The 15672-nt window shown below is 70.6% G+C and carries 16 protein-coding genes; 2 read left to right on the top strand and 14 right to left on the bottom strand.

What is annotated here, in order from left to right; translation table 11 throughout:
- Window positions 1-7 precede the first annotated feature (7 nt).
- The 3 genes from rho to HCU62_RS06680 form a co-directional block, all read right to left on the bottom strand.
- Window positions 8-1255 carry a transcription termination factor Rho gene (gene rho, locus HCU62_RS06690; protein ID WP_163298962.1) on the bottom strand — a complete coding sequence of 416 codons (1248 nt, stop codon included), beginning with the start codon at window positions 1253-1255 and terminating at the stop codon, window positions 8-10.
- Between the two features lie 433 nt (window positions 1256-1688).
- Entirely contained in the window at window positions 1689-3020 is a 1332-nt protein-coding gene (locus tag HCU62_RS06685; RefSeq protein ID WP_169755515.1) for a TRAM domain-containing protein, read from the bottom strand.
- Window positions 3017-4009 carry a ketopantoate reductase family protein gene (locus tag HCU62_RS06680; RefSeq protein WP_163297527.1) on the bottom strand — a complete coding sequence of 331 codons (993 nt, stop codon included), beginning with the start codon at window positions 4007-4009 and terminating at the stop codon, window positions 3017-3019. The genes HCU62_RS06685 and HCU62_RS06680 overlap by 4 nt, the downstream gene beginning before the upstream one ends.
- A 424-nt stretch (window positions 4010-4433) precedes the next feature.
- Here HCU62_RS06680 and HCU62_RS06675 point away from each other — a divergent pair, with 424 nt between their 5' ends.
- Together HCU62_RS06675 and HCU62_RS06670 are read left to right on the top strand one after the other, a co-directional pair.
- On the top strand, window positions 4434-7070 hold the full coding sequence (locus HCU62_RS06675) for a cation-translocating P-type ATPase (protein WP_163297528.1): 2637 nt from the start codon (window positions 4434-4436) through the stop codon (window positions 7068-7070).
- Window positions 7071-7082: 12 nt separating this feature from the next.
- Window positions 7083-8078 carry a hypothetical protein gene (locus HCU62_RS06670; RefSeq protein WP_163297529.1) on the top strand — a complete coding sequence of 332 codons (996 nt, stop codon included), beginning with the start codon at window positions 7083-7085 and terminating at the stop codon, window positions 8076-8078.
- Between the two features lie 27 nt (window positions 8079-8105).
- Here HCU62_RS06670 and HCU62_RS06665 read toward each other — a convergent pair whose 3' ends face one another.
- The 11 genes from HCU62_RS06665 to HCU62_RS06615 all read right to left on the bottom strand — a co-directional run bounded on the left by HCU62_RS06665 (window position 8106) and on the right by HCU62_RS06615 (window position 15169).
- Window positions 8106-9032 (bottom strand): HDOD domain-containing protein, encoded by a 927-nt coding sequence (locus HCU62_RS06665; RefSeq protein ID WP_163297530.1) that lies wholly within the window; start codon window positions 9030-9032, stop codon window positions 8106-8108.
- Between the two features lie 288 nt (window positions 9033-9320).
- Window positions 9321-9593, bottom strand: coding sequence for an FmdB family zinc ribbon protein (locus tag HCU62_RS06660; RefSeq protein ID WP_163297531.1), 273 nt, complete (start codon window positions 9591-9593; stop codon window positions 9321-9323).
- Entirely contained in the window at window positions 9551-10165 is a 615-nt protein-coding gene (locus HCU62_RS06655) for a hypothetical protein (RefSeq protein ID WP_163297532.1), read from the bottom strand. Before HCU62_RS06655 ends, HCU62_RS06660 begins: the two co-directional genes overlap by 43 nt.
- 55 nt (window positions 10166-10220) lie before the next feature.
- Window positions 10221-11462, bottom strand: coding sequence for a bifunctional phosphopantothenoylcysteine decarboxylase/phosphopantothenate--cysteine ligase CoaBC (gene coaBC, locus HCU62_RS06650; protein ID WP_163297533.1), 1242 nt, complete (start codon window positions 11460-11462; stop codon window positions 10221-10223).
- Between the two features lie 16 nt (window positions 11463-11478).
- Window positions 11479-11961, bottom strand: a complete 483-nt coding sequence (locus tag HCU62_RS06645; protein ID WP_163297534.1) for a hypothetical protein — start codon at window positions 11959-11961, stop codon at window positions 11479-11481.
- A gap of 79 nt (window positions 11962-12040) precedes the next feature.
- Window positions 12041-12547: a nitroreductase family protein gene (locus tag HCU62_RS06640; RefSeq protein ID WP_163297535.1), complete on the bottom strand. Its 507-nt coding sequence runs from the start codon at window positions 12545-12547 to the stop codon at window positions 12041-12043.
- A gap of 151 nt (window positions 12548-12698) precedes the next feature.
- Window positions 12699-12890, bottom strand: a complete 192-nt coding sequence (locus HCU62_RS06635; RefSeq protein ID WP_163297525.1) for a hypothetical protein — start codon at window positions 12888-12890, stop codon at window positions 12699-12701.
- Window positions 12891-12903: 13 nt separating this feature from the next.
- On the bottom strand, window positions 12904-13242 hold the full coding sequence (locus HCU62_RS06630) for a hypothetical protein (protein WP_163297536.1): 339 nt from the start codon (window positions 13240-13242) through the stop codon (window positions 12904-12906).
- A gap of 16 nt (window positions 13243-13258) precedes the next feature.
- A complete protein-coding gene (locus HCU62_RS06625; RefSeq protein ID WP_163297537.1) occupies window positions 13259-13591 on the bottom strand; it encodes a hypothetical protein in 333 nt (110 codons plus the stop codon).
- 57 nt (window positions 13592-13648) lie between these two features.
- The gene (locus tag HCU62_RS06620; RefSeq protein WP_163297538.1) at window positions 13649-13906 is read right to left on the bottom strand and encodes a sulfurtransferase TusA family protein; all 258 of its coding nucleotides are present in this window, start codon (window positions 13904-13906) and stop codon (window positions 13649-13651) included.
- Window positions 13907-13975: 69 nt separating this feature from the next.
- Entirely contained in the window at window positions 13976-15169 is a 1194-nt protein-coding gene (locus HCU62_RS06615; protein ID WP_163297539.1) for a YeeE/YedE thiosulfate transporter family protein, read from the bottom strand.
- Between the last annotated feature and the right edge of the window lie 503 nt (window positions 15170-15672).

Genomic DNA, 15672 nt, shown 5'->3' with positions numbered 1-15672 from the left:
GCTCGGCCTACCGGTTCATGGAGGCCAGGAACTCGGCGTTGTTCTCCGTGGCTTCCATCTTGTCCAGGAGGAACTCCATGGAATCCACCGGGTTGAGCGGGGAGAGGAGCTTGCGAAGGATCCAGACCCGGGCGAGGACGTCGGGCGGCAAGAGCAGGTCTTCCTTCCGGGTGCCGGAGCGGTTGATGTCGATGGCGGGGAAGATCCGCTTGTCCACCAGCTTCCGGTCCAGGCAGATCTCCATGTTGCCCGTCCCCTTGAACTCCTCGAAGATCACCTCGTCCATGCGGCTGCCGGTGTCCACCAGGGCCGTGGCGATGATGGTGAGGCTGCCCCCCTCCTCGATGTTACGGGCCGCGCCGAAGAACCGCTTGGGGCGCTGGAGGGCGTTGGAATCCACGCCGCCGGAGAGGATCTTCCCGCTGGGGGGCACCACGGTGTTGTAGGCCCGGGCCAGGCGGGTGATGCTGTCGAGGAGGATCACCACGTCGCGCTTGTGCTCCACGAGGCGCTTGGCCTTCTCGATGACCATCTCGCTCACCTGGACGTGGCGCTGGGGAGGCTCGTCGAAGGTGGAGCTGACGACCTCGGCCTTCACCGAGCGCTGCATGTCGGTGACTTCCTCGGGGCGCTCGTCGATGAGGAGCACGATGAGGACCACCTCCGGGTGGTTGCGGGCGATGCTGTTGGCGATGCTCTGCAGCATCATGGTCTTCCCCGTCCGGGGGGGCGCCACGATGAGCCCGCGCTGGCCCTTGCCGATGGGGGTGAGCAGGTCCATGATCCGGCCCGAGTAGTTGTCCGGGTCGGTCTCGAGCTTGAAGGCCTCGTTGGGATAGAGCGGGGTGAGGTTGTCGAAGAGGATCTTGTCGAAGGCCGCGCTGGGCGGTTCGAAGTTGATGGAGTGGACCTTGAGGAGGGCGAAGTAGCGCTCGCCTTCCTTGGGGGGCCGGATCTCCCCGGAGACGGTGTCGCCGGTCCGCAGGTTGAAGCGGCGGACCTGGGACGGGCTCACGTAGATGTCGTCGGGCCCGGGGAGGTAGTTGTAGTCGGGGGAGCGGAGAAAGCCGAAGCCGTCCTGGAGGATCTCCAGGACCCCCTCGCCGTAGACGGCCCCGTTCTGGCGGGCCTGGGCCTGGAGGATGGAGAAGATGAGTTCTTGCTTGCGGAGGCCGCTGGCGGATTCGACACCGAGGTCCTTGGCGATCTGGTAGAGCTCGGAAACCTGCTTCTTCTTGAGCTCGGCCAGGTTCAGCGGTGTCTGCGCCGCGGGGCTGGGTTCCTTCGAGCCCCCGGAGGCGGTCTTGTGGCCCTTGTTTTCCGTTCGGTTGGCGTTTCGGTCCTTGGGTCTTCGTGGCATGAGTTCGTCCCTTTGCCGGCGCGGGGATTCGGCTGGCGGGTGGAATGGACTCCCGGCGGCGTGCGGCCGCCGCCGGGATGGGTTCAGTCTTGCCGGCCTTCCGGGCGGGCGGAAGGACCGGTGGGGGTTCGATGGTTCACGATAGGTAACGGCGGAGACTGCGTGTCGCGAAGAGGTGCCCCCCGCGGGAGGGTCCTGGACCGATCAGGACTGTTGGAAAAAGAAATCGCCTGGGAGGGACCTCAGGTCTCAGTTTCGAGCAGTGGATGTCCGCACCAGGGGTATATCGGTCCGGACACGCACAAGATAGACGGCGGGGCTTCCGGTGTCAAGCGGTTGGGGCGTCCTCGGCGCCGTCCCGGTAGAGGATGGCCAGGCACTCGGCGTGGGCCGTCTGGGGGAAGAGGTCGAACCCCTCCACCCGGCCCAGGGCGTAGCCTTCGGCGAGGAGCCGGCGCAGGTCCCGGGCCAGGGTGGCCGGGTCGCACGAGACGTAGGCCACGAGGCGGGGGCGGCCCCGGGCCAGGGCCGGGAGGATCTCCCCCGCGCCGCGCCGCGGGGGGTCGAGGAGGAGGACGTCCGGCGGCGGTTCAAGGGGCTCCCGGGCGACATCCTCCGCCCGGGCGCACCGGAAGGCGGCGCGGGGGTCGAGGCCGAGCCGCCGGGCGGCCTCCCGGGCGGCCGCCACCGCGGCGGGGTCCGTCTCCACGCCCTGGACGCGGAGCCCGGCGGTGGCCAGCGGCAGGGAGAAGTTCCCGATGCCCGAGTAGAGATCCAGGACGGTCCGGGCCCCGGCGCGGCGGATCACCTTTACCAGGCGGCGGACGAGGACGAGGTTCATGGGCCAGTTGACCTGCGTGAAGCAGGCGGGGGAGGCGAGGATCTCGAAGGGCGCCGGGACGCCGGGGATCTCCCGGTAGGGCCAGGAACAGGTCGGGGCCCCGGCCGAGAGGGCCGGGGCCGGGCCGCCGGGGAGCCAGACCACCCCGCGGAAGCCCCCCTCGGCCGAAAGCGCCTCCAGATCCCGCCGGCGGGGCCGGGCCCGCCCCCGGCCCCGGAGGACCAGGTGGCAAGGGGCGCCGTATGGGTCGGCCGGGTCGCCCACGATCTCGACGCTCCGGCAGATCCGGGCCAGCCGGCGCCAGGCGGCGAGGGCGGACAGACGCCGCTGGGCCCCCTGGACGGCGGGGATCGCCAGCCGGCAGGCCTCCACGGGATGGACCTGGTGGCTGCCCCGGCGGAAGAAGCCCGTCGCCCCGGTCTCCGATACCTGGAGGCGGACCCGGTGCCGCCAGCCGAGGGGTTCCGGGGCGGGGTGGAAGGCCGCGAGGGCGTCCGGAGGGATCCCGCCGATACGCCGGAGGGCGTCGGAGATCATCTCGGCCTTCAGCCCGGGCTGGGCCGCCTCCCGCGCGTGGGAGAGGGGGCAGCCGCCGCAGGCATGGGCATGGGGGCAGGGCGGGGGGCGGCGGTCCGGAGAGGGCGCGTGGACCTCCACGAGGTCCGCCGGGGTCCAGTCTCCCACCGCCCGGCGGGGCCGCACCGCCACCCGCTCCCCGGGCAACACCCCCTCCACGAAGCACACCCGGCCGTCCGGGAGCCGCGCCAGCCCGCGGCCCCCCGGGACGAGCCGCTCGATCCGGACGGTGACGGGCCTCACGCGGGCGGAGCGGGCCGGCCCGGGGGCGGGTGCCCGAGACGGCTCTGGATCGTCACGAGGTGGCAGAGGACCTCGTTCACCGGGGTGGGGACCCCCGCCTCGCACCCGAGGCGGACCACGGCGCCGTTGATGGCCTCCACCTCCGTGTCCCGGCCCCGGAGCCGGTCCTGGAGCATGGAAGAGAGGTTCGCGGCCGTCCGCCGGCAGACGTCCTGGACCAGCTCCGCCGCCGCTTCGGGCGTGAGCCCGAGCGGCACTCCAAGGGCCCCGGCCACCCGCCGGGCCTCCTCCACGGCCAGCTCCTGGAGGCGCCGGGTCTCCGGGTGGTCGAGGAGGGCGCCGTTGGGGAGGCCCGTGAGGGCGGTCACGGCATTGATCCCCACGTTGACGAGGAGTTTCCGCCAGACGAGGGGCCGGATGTCGGCCTCCACCCGGGTGGGCCAGCCCGCCCGGGAGAAGGCCGCCGCCAGGGGGGCGAGGCCGGCCGCCGGCATCTCCTCCGGGGATAGGGGACCGATCCGAGTCTCGCCCCGGCCGGCGTGCCGGACCCGTCCCTCCCCCACGAGGGTGGCCCCCTGGGCCGTGACGCCGAGGACGACCCGCTCCGGGGCGAAGGCCCGGGCGAGCACCGCCTCGTGTCCCAGCCCGTTCTGGAGCGAGATCACCAGGGCGCCTGGGGCGGAGAGGGCGCGGGCGGCCTCCGCCGCCCGCTCGGTGTCCGGCTGCTTCACCGCGATCACGATCCAGTCCCGCGGGCGGAGGCGGGCGGGGTCGGCCGAGACGGCCGGCGCGGCCTCCCAGCGGCCGCCCCCGGGATCCTCGACCCGGAGGCCGGCGGCGAGTCGGGCGGCCCGGTCCGGCCGGTGGTCCAGGAGGGCCACCTGGAAGCCGGCCCGGTGGAGGGAGGCGGCGAGGAGACACCCCACCGCCCCGGGGCCCACAACGGCGATGCGGGGGGCGGGATGGCTGTCGGCGGCGGTTCGTTCCATGGACGGCGGCGGGGACCCGGGACCCCGCTCAACGTGAAGCCTACCGCCGGGAGGAGCGGCTGCCAAGGGTCTGAAAGCATGGTAGCCTGGAGGGCGGTGCCAGCCATTACAAGATGGCCTCGTAAAAAGGCCTCTGAGTGGATGGTTGAGCAGAGATCGCCGGATGCACGGCACGGATGGCTCAGCGGGAATCGCCGAGCACAAGGCGCGGCCATCGCGAGGAACGAGGCGTACTCGAAGTACGCCGCAGTGACGATGCGATGGGAAACAACGCCGCCAAGCGTTCCGCTTGGCGATGCCCGCGACGCCATCATCTGTTCTTACGTCTACGGATCCAGGTGATAGCCTGGATGGCAGTGCCTACGGCACTCACCTGCCTTCGCATCGGTGCCGTGGCGCGCCTTCGCTCATGGAAGAAACCGGGATGACAGCTGTGCCCGAGACCGACCCGGCCCGGCCGGCCCACGGGATGCCGCCGGAAGAGGTCCTCCGGCGCCTCGGCGCCGCCGAGGGCGGCCTGGCCGAGGCGGAGGCCGCCCGGCGGCTGGCCCGCCACGGCCCCAACCGCCTCCGGGCCTCCCGGGGCCGGTCCCTGGTCCGAATGGCCCTCGACCAGTTCCGGGACGCCATGATCCTGCTACTCCTCGTCGCCGCCGTGGTCTCCGGCCTCATCGGCGAGGCCCGGGACACCGTGGTCATCCTGGTCATCGTCTGCCTGAACGCCGTGGTGGGGTTCGTCCAGGAGTACCGGGCCGAGCGCGCCATGGAGGCCCTTCGGGCCATGGCGGCCCCGGAGGCCACGGTGGTCCGGGGGGGCGTCCTCCGGCGCATCCCCGCCGCCGACCTGGTCCCGGGCGACCTGGTGGCGCTCGAGGCGGGCCAGGTGGTCCCGGCGGACCTGCGGCTCGTCGAGGCCGCCGCCCTCCAGGTGGACGAATCCCCCCTCACCGGGGAGTCCCAGCCGGTGGAGAAGGCGGCGGAGGTGGTCCTTCCCGCCGGGACCCCCCTGGGCGACCGGGTCAACATGGCCTTCAAGGGGACCCGGGTCACCCACGGCCGCGGCCGCGGCGTGGCGGTGGCCACGGGCATGGCGACCCAGGTGGGGCACATCGCCCGTCTCCTGGAGGGGGCGGAGGAACTCCGAACCCCGCTCCAGAAGCGGCTCGTCCGGGTGGGGCGGAACCTGGCGGCGGCGGCCCTCGTCATCTGCGCGGTGGTCTTCGCGGCGGGGCTGTGGCGGGGCGAGGAGCCCGTGCTCATGTTCCTCACCGCCGTGAGCCTCGCCGTGGCCGCGGTCCCGGAGGCGCTCCCGGCGGTGGTCACCATCTCCCTGGCCCTCGGGGCGCGGCAGATGGTACGGCGCCACGTGCTCATCCGGCGGCTGCCGGCGGTGGAGACCCTGGGCTCCGTCACCACCATCTGCACGGACAAGACCGGGACGCTCACCCAGAACCGGATGCACGTGGAGCGCCTGGTGGGCCCGGACCTTCGCGAGATCCCGGCGGACCGGCCCCTCTGCGGCCCGGACACGCCGGAGGCGGCGCGGTGGCTCGGTCTCGCCCTCGCCGTCTCCAACGACGTGGGCGTGGACGAGGCCGGGGGGCTCGCGGGCGACCCCACGGAGACCGCCCTGGTGGAACGGGCGGCGGTGCACGGGTGCCGGAAGGCCGACCTCGAGGCCCTCCACCCGCGGGTCGGGGAGATCCCCTTCGATTCGCAACGGCAGGCCATGACCACGGTGCACGCCGTCCCCGGCGGCGGTTTCCTCTCCCTCACCAAGGGCGGCTTCGAGGCCGTGGCGGCCATGTGCCCGGGCCTCGACCGGGCCGCGGCGGACGGTGTCCACCGGGCGCTGGCCGCCGAGGGGCTTCGCGTCCTCGCCTTCGCCTGCCGGCGGTGGGCGGAGCGGCCGGCCGACCTCTCCCCCGGGGTGGTGGAGCAGGGGCTCGAATTCCTCGGGATGGCGGCCGCCCTGGATCCGCCCCGCCCCGAGGCGGCCGACGCGGTGGCCCGGTGCCACGAGGCCGGCATCCGGCCGGTGATGATCACCGGCGACCATCCGCTCACCGCCCTCTCCATCGCCCGCCGGATCGGCCTGGTCCGGGGCGGGGCCACGCACGCCGTGGTGACCGGCGCGGAGCTGGCGGCCCGGTCCGAGGCGGAATTCGAGGCCCTGGCCGGGGAAGTCCAGGTCTATGCCCGCGTGGCGCCGGAGGAGAAGCTCCGCCTCGTGGCGGCCCTCCAGCGCCGGGGCGAGGCCGTGGCCATGACGGGGGACGGCGTGAACGACGCCCCCGCCCTCAAACAGGCCGAGATCGGTGTGGCCATGGGGAAGGTCGGCACCGACGTCGCCAAGGAAGCGGCGGACATGATCCTCCTCGACGACAACTTCGCCAGCATCGTGGGCGCGGTGGAAGAGGGGCGCCGCATCTACGACAACATCCGCAAGTTCTTCAAGTACACCCTCACCAGCAACGCCGGCGAGATCTGGACCGTTTTCCTCGCCCCGTTCCTGGGGCTGCCGGTGCCGCTCCTGCCCGTCCACATCCTGTGGGTCAACCTCATCACCGACGGGCTGCCGGGCCTCGCCCTGGGCCTGGAACGGGCGGAGCCCGACGTCATGCGGCGGCCGCCGCGGCCCCCGGGAGAGAGCCTCTTCGCCGGCGGCCTCTGGCAGCACCTCCTGGTGGTGGGGTTGCTCATGGGCGGCGTCTGCCTGACGACCCAGGCCCTGGCGATCCGACAGGGGTGGCACTGGCAGACCATGGTCTTCACGGTGCTCTGCCTCTCCCAGTTCGGTCACGCCCTGGCCATCCGGTCCGACCGGGCCTCCTTCTTTTCCTGGGGGCCCTTCTCCAACCGGTTCCTCGCCGCCACCGTGGCCGGGAGCACGGCCCTTCAGCTCCTCGTGGTCTACCTGCCCTTCTTCCAGGGCCTCTTCCGGACCCGGGCCCTCACCCCCGTGGAGCTCGGGGTGACGCTGGCCCTCTCCACCGTGGTGTTCCTGGCCGTGGAGGCGGAGAAGGCCGCCCTGCGGCGGGGCTGGATCCGGTACCGGTAGGGAGGGACCCCCATGTATCTTGCGCGCGAGCGGCGGCCGGGAGGGACGTTCCACTACTACATCCGCGAGTCCGTCCGGGCCCCCGACGGGCGGTGGGTGAGCCGGGATCTCTTCGACCTCGGGGAGGACCCCGGCCGGTTCATCGTCTACACGGGCGCCTACGGATTCTACGTGGATCCCGGGGTCACCGAGGCGCTGGCGGCCCTTGGCGTCCATCCCCGCGACGAGGAACTCGAGGAGGTCTTCGAGGTCTTCATCGACCCTGTGGTGCGCCGCGCGGTGGCCCACTTCACCGGCCGGCGGCGGTCGGGGGGGCGGGCGCCCCGGCCCTCCGAGGCGGAGCTCGCCGCTGCCCAGGCCCGCATCCATCCCTTCGACCGGCGCCGCCTCTGCTTCCTCAAGTTCGGCCGGATCGACATGGAGGCGCTCCTCCGGCGGCCCATGGCCTTCTACAACTTCCTCCTGGAGAAGTCCCGCGACGAGATCGAGCAGCGGCTCGACCGGATGGAGGCCGAGCTGCGGCCCTGGGAGCTCAAGGACTACCTCTACGCGGTGATGGATCTCCCGGCCCGGTTCGCCCCCCGCCCCACCCGGTTCGTCCCCGGCGCCCAGGATCCGGCCCTCATGGACCGCTACGTCCTGGAGGCGATCTGTCGGCTGGCGGAGGAGCCTGCCCTCAGGGACCCGGCCGACTCGACCCCGGCCGGGCGCCTGCCGCCCTTCCTCTTGAAGTACCTCGTCCTCTGGTTCGACGTGGCCTACGCCACGCCCCGGGGCGGGGCCCCGGCGGGCGGGGCCCCGGCGCGGGACGAGGCCGGGGCGGCGCTCGCGGTCTTCGGACTCGACCGGGAACGCTTCGAGGCCATGACCGCCCGGGAGTTTTCCCGGCTCTTCCGGCAAAAGGCCCGGGCCGCGCATCCCGACACCGGCGGCGCCCACGAGGCGTTCATCCGTCTCCGGAAGGCCTTCCTCCTGCTGCGCCGGCTGCGGGGGTGGACGGGGAGCTAGGCGCCGGGGGCGCCCCCGGCGGCACCCTCATTGCAGGAACCCGATGAGGTCCGTCACCGTCTCGGAGATCTCTTCCAGGGCCTCGATCTCCTCCTGGATGTGTTCCAGGGCCTCCATCTCCAGGCCGACGTGGGCGGCCAGCGGCGCGAGACGGCACGGAGGCGGCTTGAAGAGGCCGAAGCCCGCCGCGTGGCAGACCTGGTCCGCGATCTGGATGAGGGCGGCCTGGCGGGAGGACTTCGGGTGGTCCGGGGGCAGGTGGTGCCCGGCGATGGTCCGGACGAAGACCTCCGGGAGCCCCCAGTTCCTGGCGAGCCAGGCGCCGATCACGGCATGGGAGAGGCCGGCCCGCTTCTCCGCCGCCAGGAGGGACGATTCCCGGTCCCGCGCCTCGTCGAGGATCTCCCGGAATTCCTCCCGGAAGGCGGCGTTCATGGCCAGGCGGCCGATGTCGTGGAGGAGCCCGGCGGTGAAGAAGACCTCCGGGTCGGCCTCCCCCGTCTCGGTGGCCAGGATCCGCGACACCATGGCCGCCGCGATGGAGTGGTGCCAGAAACGGCGGACGTCGAAGCCCCGGACGGCGCGGCCGGGCTTGAAGACGCTGAAGACCGCGAGCCCCAGGGCGATGTTCCGGATCTCGAAGAAGCCGAGGTAGACGATGGCCCGGTGCACCGTGTCGATGGGGACCGTGGGGGCGTAGGCCGCGGAGTTGGCCACCTTCAAGATCTGGGAGGCGAGGGTGGGGTCGTGCCGGATGATCTGCTCCAGCCGGCTGACGCTGTTGGGGTCGTCGGCCAGGACCGCGAGCAGCTGCTGGGCCACCACCGGGAAGGGGGGCAGGGATTCGAGGCGGCGGACGATCTCGTATCGGCGCCGGCTGGCGCTGAGGTCCGATATCCCGCCGCCCGGAGAGGCGCCGGGTCCGGTGGCTTCCGTTGGCGGATCGTGGCTCACGTCGGCTCCGTGGGAGGGCCCGGTGGACTGGGCGCAACGTCCAAGAAGGATGGCGTCGCGAGAATCACCAATGACGGTGGTGCTTCAAGCCCCTCGGCCCCTCGCAGTCCCCGGTGACGCCTCGTTCCCCGCGATGGTCGCACCTTGCCCTCGACGATTCCCGCCTCTCCATCCGCGCGCCTTGCATTTGGCGATTTCTGCCGAGCCATCTACTCAAAGGGCTTTTTAAGGCCATCAAAAAGAGGGGGCGGGCCGCCCCCCCTCCGTTGCTTCGGCCCGATGCCGGGCTCAGGCGTCGTCCGACGATGAGGCGCCGGACTTGGTCGCCGACTTGGCCTCGGACTTGGAGCCGCCTTCCGCCTGGGCGCTCGAGCCGCTCTTCTTTCCGGCGTAGTCGGTGACGTACCACCCGCTTCCCTTGAGGTGGAAGGAGGAGTGGGAGATCAGCTTGGTGAGGGTCCCGCCGCAGGCCTCGCAGGTCTCCAGCGGGGGATCCGAGATCCGCTGCCAGTGCTCCGTCACCTTGTGGCATTTCCGGCATTCGTACTCGTAGATGGGCATGGACTGCGACCTCCTTGCATCGGAAGGATCTGGCGCCCTCGAGGGTCACCTTCCCGGCGGGTGGCTCCGGCCTCCTCGGGGCAGAAACGGCCGAGGACTCCTCCCATCCCGGGGATGGGGCAGGGAGCCAGGATCTCCCGCGTCAGCCTGTCCACCCGGCGTTCTTCCTCGAGGTGGCGATTCGAGAGGAACCCGTGGGCGAACTTCCCGAACCGGGCCACGTGGACCAGTTCGTGGGTCAGGACGTAGACCAGGAAGGGCAGGAGGCGGGCCTTGTGTCCGCCGCCGGCGGCTGCCAGTATGTTGCCGTCGTGCAGGCATATCCGGTAGAAGTGCCGGGCGTCCCCGCCCGATCCCTTGGCCTCGAGGGGCCGGTCGTAGCGGACGAGGTGGGCGAAGGCACGCCCCGGGTGTTCCCACGCGGCCAGCTCCCGGAGGGTCCGTATCTCGTACGGCATGTGCCGCCAGTCCCGGCTGGTGAGCCGGAAGTGGTCGCTGGTGAGGTCCTCGGCGACCCGGGCCGCCTCGTCCAGCGTCCGCAGGGCGGCTCGTGTGAAGAAGCGCTCGGCCATGGGCCCCTCCGGTGCAGTTGAAAGGTAGTGAGGGGCGGGCGGGCTGTCAAGCCGGTCAGACCCGGCGCAGGGCGGCGATCCGGTCCCAGACCGCCTCGGCCACGGCGGTCTTCGGCATGAGGGGGAGATGTTCCACCCGTTCCTCCGGGTCCACCAGGACGACCCGGTTGGTGGGGACGTCGAAGCCGCTTTCGGGGTCCGTGACGTCGTTGCCCACCAGGAGGTCGAGGCCCTTGCGCCGGAGCTTTTCCCTGGCCTCCGCCTCGAGGTCGTGGGTCTCGGCGCAGAAGCCCACGAGGGTCTGGCCGGGGCGCCGGCGGCGGGAGAGGTCCGCGAGGATGTCGGTGGTGCGCTCCAGCCGGAGCTCCAGGTGCTCGGTGTCCGACTTCTTGATCTTCCGGTCCGACGGCGCCGAAGGGGCGAAGTCGCTCACCGCCGCGGCCATGACGATGACGTCCGCCGCCGGGGCGAGGGAGAAGACCCGCTCCGCCATCTCGGCGGCGGTCTCCACCCGGTGGCAAGGGATGCCGGGGGGCGGCGGTTCCGTGGTGGGGCCGGCCACCAGGGTCACGTCGGCGCCCCGGCGCCGGGCCGATCGGGCCATGGCGAAGCCCATCCGACCGGAGGAGCGGTTGGAGAGGTAACGCACCGGGTCCAGGGGCTCGCGGGTGGGGCCGGCGGTGACCAGCACGGCGAGGCCGGCCAGGTCCTTGGGGGCCAGGCAGGCGAGGACCGCGTCCTCGAAGGCGGGCCAGGCGGCCAGGCGGCCGCGGCCTTCTTCGCCGCAGGCGGTGCCGCCCTCGCCGGGCTCGAGGACCTGGTGGCCGAAGGACTCGAGGCGGCGGATGTTGGCCCGGGTGGCCGGGTGGTCGAACATGGCCGGGTTCATGGAGGGGCAGAAGAGCACCGGGGCCCGGGTGGAGAGGAGGACGGCACCGAGGAGATCGTCCGCCAGGCCCGCGGCGGCCTTGGCCATGAAGTCCGCCGTGGCCGGCGCCACCACCACGATGTCCGCCTCCCGGGCGAGCCGGATGTGGGGTACCTCGGCGGCGTCTCGGGAATCGAGGAGGTCGGTCCGGGCCCGCTCGCCGGTGAGGGCCGCGACCGCCAGGGGGGTCACGAAGTGCACCGCGGCGGGGGTCAGGACGGGAACGACGCGGGCCCCGAGGCCGCGCAGCCCCCGGGCGTATTCCACGGCCTTCGAGGCGGCGATGCCCCCCGTGAGGCCGAAGACCACGGTCCGGCCCTCCAGGGGGCGCCAGGCGGGGCAGCGGTCGGTATCGCCGGGGCCGGTCATGGACGCGGGGGGCGGCCTATTGCGACCGCGGCTCGTTCACCCAGATCTCCACCCGGGTCTGGAGGCTCAGCCGCGGCTCGGAGATCTGGATGAAGCAGAAGGCGTCACCGGGTTTCGTGAAGGCGAGGAGGCTCCGGCTGTGGTAGAGGGAGCCCACCTGCTTCCAGCCGTGCTCCGGAAGGGTCTTGGCGAAGAACTCCACCAGGGACTTCGGGGTCACCCGCCCCTGGAGTACCAGGAGGCCGCCCTGGAAGTCCGGGGTCCGGCTCATCATGCTGTCGCCGGGGACGCGTTCGAGCTCCACCGGGAAGGGGAGGTCGGGGAACTCGTAGGTCACCTGGGGGGCCGCCGGGAGCGGCCGGGCGCCCGGCTCGCCGGTGTCGCCGGGAGCGGCCGCGTCGCCGCCGGTGAGCCGGGCGCAGCCGGAGAGGGCCAGGATCGCCGCGGCCAGAAAGGGGAGGAGGCGGGGGGAAGCAGCCGGTTCACGCATCTTCGTCATGACAGGGACTCCTTCCAGAAGTGGACGGTTCGGCCGGAACCACCAAGCGCCCCGCTTGGTGATTCCCGCGGCGCCGTCATCAGATCTCCTTCACCACCAGCTCGGACAGGGGCCGCCGGGTGGAGGCCTGGTCCCGCCGGGCCGGGTGTCCCACGGCCACCACGGCCATGAGTTCGAGGTTCGGCTCCAGGCCCAGGATCTCCCGGACCCGGTCGGCGTTCTTCAGGATCTCGCCCAGCCAGACCGCCCCCAGGCCCAGGGCATGGGCCGCCAGCAACATGTTCTGGAGGCAGGCGCCCACGGCCTGGTGGTCCTTCACCTCGTGGTACATGACCGACCGGTCCACGAAGACGGGCAAGAGGACCGGCGCCTCCCGGATCACCCGGGCGTAGCGGGTGAGTGCCGCCAGGGCCTCCCGCGTGGCCCCGTCCCGCACCACCGCGAAGCGCCACGGCTGGTTGTTCAGCCCGGAGGGGGCCCAGGCGCCGGCCTCGAGGATCTGGCGCACCGTCTCGGGGTCCACGGGATCGGGCCGGAAGTGCCGGACGCTTCGCCGTTCGCGGATGGCCTGGAGGACGGGGTGCACGGGACGGTTCCTTTCCCTGTGGCGGCGGGCCGGAACGGCCCGTCACGTCCCTGTTACCCGATCGCGGCGGAGGTGTCAAACCCTCCGGGGAAGAGAAAGGGCCCGGCCTTCACGTGGAAGGCCGGGCCCCGGTGAGCGAGGTGGCAGGGGGTTACCACCAACTGACGGTCTGATCGGCGTCGAAGATCATCTGGACCAGCATGTCGTAGTTGGGCTTTCCCAGGTAGAGCTTGAATTCCTTGGCCTCCCGGTCCCGGTTCAGGATGTTCACCAGGGTCTTCACGTCGTCGGAGGGCTCGGAACGGTAGACGTGCAGGATCTTCATGGGTTTTTCTTCGCTCATGGGACGGTCCTCCTTAGTCCGCGCAGGCCGGGGGCGGGGCCTTGGTCTGCTTCTTGAGACCGTAGGGGATGATGACGTCCGCCTCGCGAAGCCGCTCGCCGAGTTCCTCGAGGGTGAGGCTCGTGAGCTCGACGCCCTCGGGGGGCTCGCCGCCCACGTTCAGGACGTCTCCCTCCATGTCCTTGATCCAATCGATGTTCTCGGTGACGTACTCGCTGAAGCGAGGGTACTCGCCGTGCATGAAGACGGGGTAGGCGTAGTGATTCTCCACCGCCTGGCCGAGGGCGGAGCGGACCCCGTCGCCGGCGTACATGCGGTTCGGCAGGAGTATGTAGATCTTCTTGGATGCCATGATGATAGCTCCTCCTCTAGAGCACCAGGTACTTGCCGCACTCCTCGAGAACGGCCCCGTGGTAGGCCTGGGTCCGCATCTGGGAGGGGACCAGGCCCTTGGGGATGTCGGCCTCCGGGTCGTAGCCCTCGCAGGTGTAGCTGTCGGCGCAGATGGCGAGGTCCCCGACGTCGCAGAGGTTGGCCAGCTTGATGAAGTCCTTGTGCTTGGTGAGGTGGACGGACTTGAAGGTCAGGAAGACCATGACCTTCTTCCCCGCCCGCACGGCGGCATGGGCGATCCCGATGAGATGGTCCATGTGCTGCGGGGAGGTGACGAAGATTCCCAGCTTGTTCGGATCGGCAGACATCCGATGTGTCCTCCCGTTGGTTGTGCCGGCCGCGTTTCGGCCGCCGGCGGATGGTGACTACTTCTTCTTCACGTAGAAGCGGATGAAGCCGCTGTCTTCCTTCTCCCCGAGGTACTCGTGCCCGGCCCGCTCGCACCAGCCGGGGATGTCGTTGCGGGAGCCCGGGTCGGTGCCGAGGACCTCGAGGATCTCCCCGGAGTTGATCTTCTCGATCTCCTTCTTGGTCCGAAGGAGCGGCATGGGGCAGCTGAGCCCCTTGGCGTCGAGGGTCCGCGCCACCGTGAGACCGTCGGGTGCTTTCTTGTAGTCGCTCATGTCTCCTCCTCTTTCGATCTTGTGTGTCGAATTCTGGGCAGGGGATGTGCCCGGTTGCCTCCGCTCGTCCTACATTTCGATGACCAGCTTGTTGCTGTCCTCGTTCCAGTCGATCACGATATACCAGACCAGCATGGCGGCGATGACCAGCAGGATGGAGCCGCCGTAGCCCAGGTAGTCCGGCAGGTAGATGGCCTTGCCCAGCATGCCGACGGTGTACTCGTCGTTGGTGTAGAGCCAGTCGTTTTGGTCGAACCAGTAGCGGACCGCGGAGTTGCTGAGGGCGAAGGCGATCACCACCACCCAGAGCTTCACCTGGCCCTCGGCCACCCGCCAGAGGGAGCCGCTGCCGCAGCCGCCGGCCACCACCATGGCGGCGCCGAAGACGATGCCGCCCACCAGGGAGCCCCACCAGAAGGCGGGCACCACGTACATGCCCTCGGGCCGGAGGTCCATGTACTTCATGATGGCGATGCCCAGGGTGCCGATGATGACGCTGACGGCCACGGCCTTGCCCATGGCGGCCTCGCCGGTCATGAAGGGCTCGCGGAAGCCGTTCACCATGCAGAGGCGGCTGCGGTGGAAGACGTAGCCGATGCCGGCGCCGATGAGGAGGTAGCCGGGCATGAGGTCGGCGTCTTCCATGTCGGAGCCGCCGTAGGCGTAGGCGGCCCAGATGAGGGCGGCCAAGGCGATGAAACCGACCACGGCGGGGATCTTCTTGTCGAGCCAGGTGGGGCCGGCCGGGCCGGGGGTGAGGTGCTCCATCTCCCAGTAGAGGTACTTGAGCCCGATGATGACCCCGATGATGAGGCCCACCATCATGGTGAGGCCGTTGGCGGCGAGGTTCTGGAGGGCGCTGTAGAACCCGCCCACGTTACAGCCGAAGGCCAGGGCCGAGCCGATGCCCATGAGGATACCCGCCACGAGGCCCTTCCAGATCTCCAACATCGGCGGGATCCGGATGGCGAACTCCTTGGCGATGACGGCGGAGATCCACGCCCCGGCGAGCAGCCCGAGGTCCATGACCGACGACGAGTAGAAGAGAGGATGGGCCGGCGCCTCGTCGAGGTCGAGGAGGCCCAGGGAGTAGAGGACCCAGTCGCCCCAGTTCCGGAGGCCGCCCACGATGCCCCACGGGCGGTGCCAGGCGAACATGTAGATGGCCAGGACCGCCAGCAGGATGCCGCCGGTCATGGGGGACCACGTCTTCTTGAAGAAGCCCTCGTAAACTTCCTTGACCTTGTCTGAAATGGTACTCATTGCATCCCCCCTGCAAGAAGGTTACCCTTGAAGGACCCGGTGACCGGGAAACACCGGTGTTTCGGCGGCTTTCCCCGAAGGAAACGGTTCGTCTCTACCAAAATATATAGGGCGTGTCAAGCCCGGCATGAATGGGCATTCATTCGGTTCTCCATATATGACTATTGGAAATTCCAGATAAATTCGTGATGGCGTCGCAAAACGCCTGGGCGGCCGTGATGCCCCGGATGCTCGCGTCGTTGCGGCGGAGTTCGGTGCGCCTCGTTCCTCGCGGTGGCCGCGTCTCGTCCGTGGCGGTTCTCGCTTCGCCGTCCGTGCCGATGCCGGGACTCTGTTCACGGGAGGCGGCGATTTCTTGATGGCGTCGCAAAAAGTCACCAACTGTGGCATTGTTTCGGATGTCCTCGTCATTGCGGCGTGCCTAAGTGCTCTTTGTTCCTCGATATCCTCGCGCTTTGCATCTTGCTTGGCCATCCATCCAGAGGCCTTTTTACGGGGCCATC

The sequence above is a fragment of the Dissulfurirhabdus thermomarina genome (genome assembly GCF_012979235.1).
GTDB classification, from domain to species: Bacteria; Desulfobacterota; Dissulfuribacteria; order Dissulfuribacterales; family Dissulfurirhabdaceae; genus Dissulfurirhabdus; species Dissulfurirhabdus thermomarina.
Note: the sequence above shows the minus strand (reverse complement) of the source record. Positions and strands in the feature narration are given on the sequence as shown.

Bases quoted from the DNA above. Each gene is read 5' to 3' on its own strand.
- HCU62_RS06675 (WP_163297528.1), top strand. From the start codon at position 4,434: ATGACAGCTGTGCCCGAGACCGACCCGGCCCGGCCGGCCCACGGGATG.
- HCU62_RS06630 (WP_163297536.1), bottom strand. From the start codon at position 13,242: ATGGCATCCAAGAAGATCTACATACTCCTGCCGAACCGCATGTACGCC.
- HCU62_RS06635 (WP_163297525.1), bottom strand. From the start codon at position 12,890: ATGAGCGAAGAAAAACCCATGAAGATCCTGCACGTCTACCGTTCCGAG.
- HCU62_RS06670 (WP_163297529.1), top strand. From the start codon at position 7,083: ATGTATCTTGCGCGCGAGCGGCGGCCGGGAGGGACGTTCCACTACTAC.
- coaBC (WP_163297533.1), bottom strand. From the start codon at position 11,462: ATGACCGGCCCCGGCGATACCGACCGCTGCCCCGCCTGGCGCCCCCTG.
- HCU62_RS06645 (WP_163297534.1), bottom strand. From the start codon at position 11,961: ATGACGAAGATGCGTGAACCGGCTGCTTCCCCCCGCCTCCTCCCCTTT.
- HCU62_RS06625 (WP_163297537.1), bottom strand. From the start codon at position 13,591: ATGTCTGCCGATCCGAACAAGCTGGGAATCTTCGTCACCTCCCCGCAG.
- HCU62_RS06620 (WP_163297538.1), bottom strand. From the start codon at position 13,906: ATGAGCGACTACAAGAAAGCACCCGACGGTCTCACGGTGGCGCGGACC.
- HCU62_RS06680 (WP_163297527.1), bottom strand. From the start codon at position 4,009: ATGGAACGAACCGCCGCCGACAGCCATCCCGCCCCCCGCATCGCCGTT.
- HCU62_RS06615 (WP_163297539.1), bottom strand. From the start codon at position 15,169: ATGAGTACCATTTCAGACAAGGTCAAGGAAGTTTACGAGGGCTTCTTC.
- HCU62_RS06655 (WP_163297532.1), bottom strand. From the start codon at position 10,165: ATGGCCGAGCGCTTCTTCACACGAGCCGCCCTGCGGACGCTGGACGAG.
- HCU62_RS06660 (WP_163297531.1), bottom strand. From the start codon at position 9,593: ATGCCCATCTACGAGTACGAATGCCGGAAATGCCACAAGGTGACGGAG.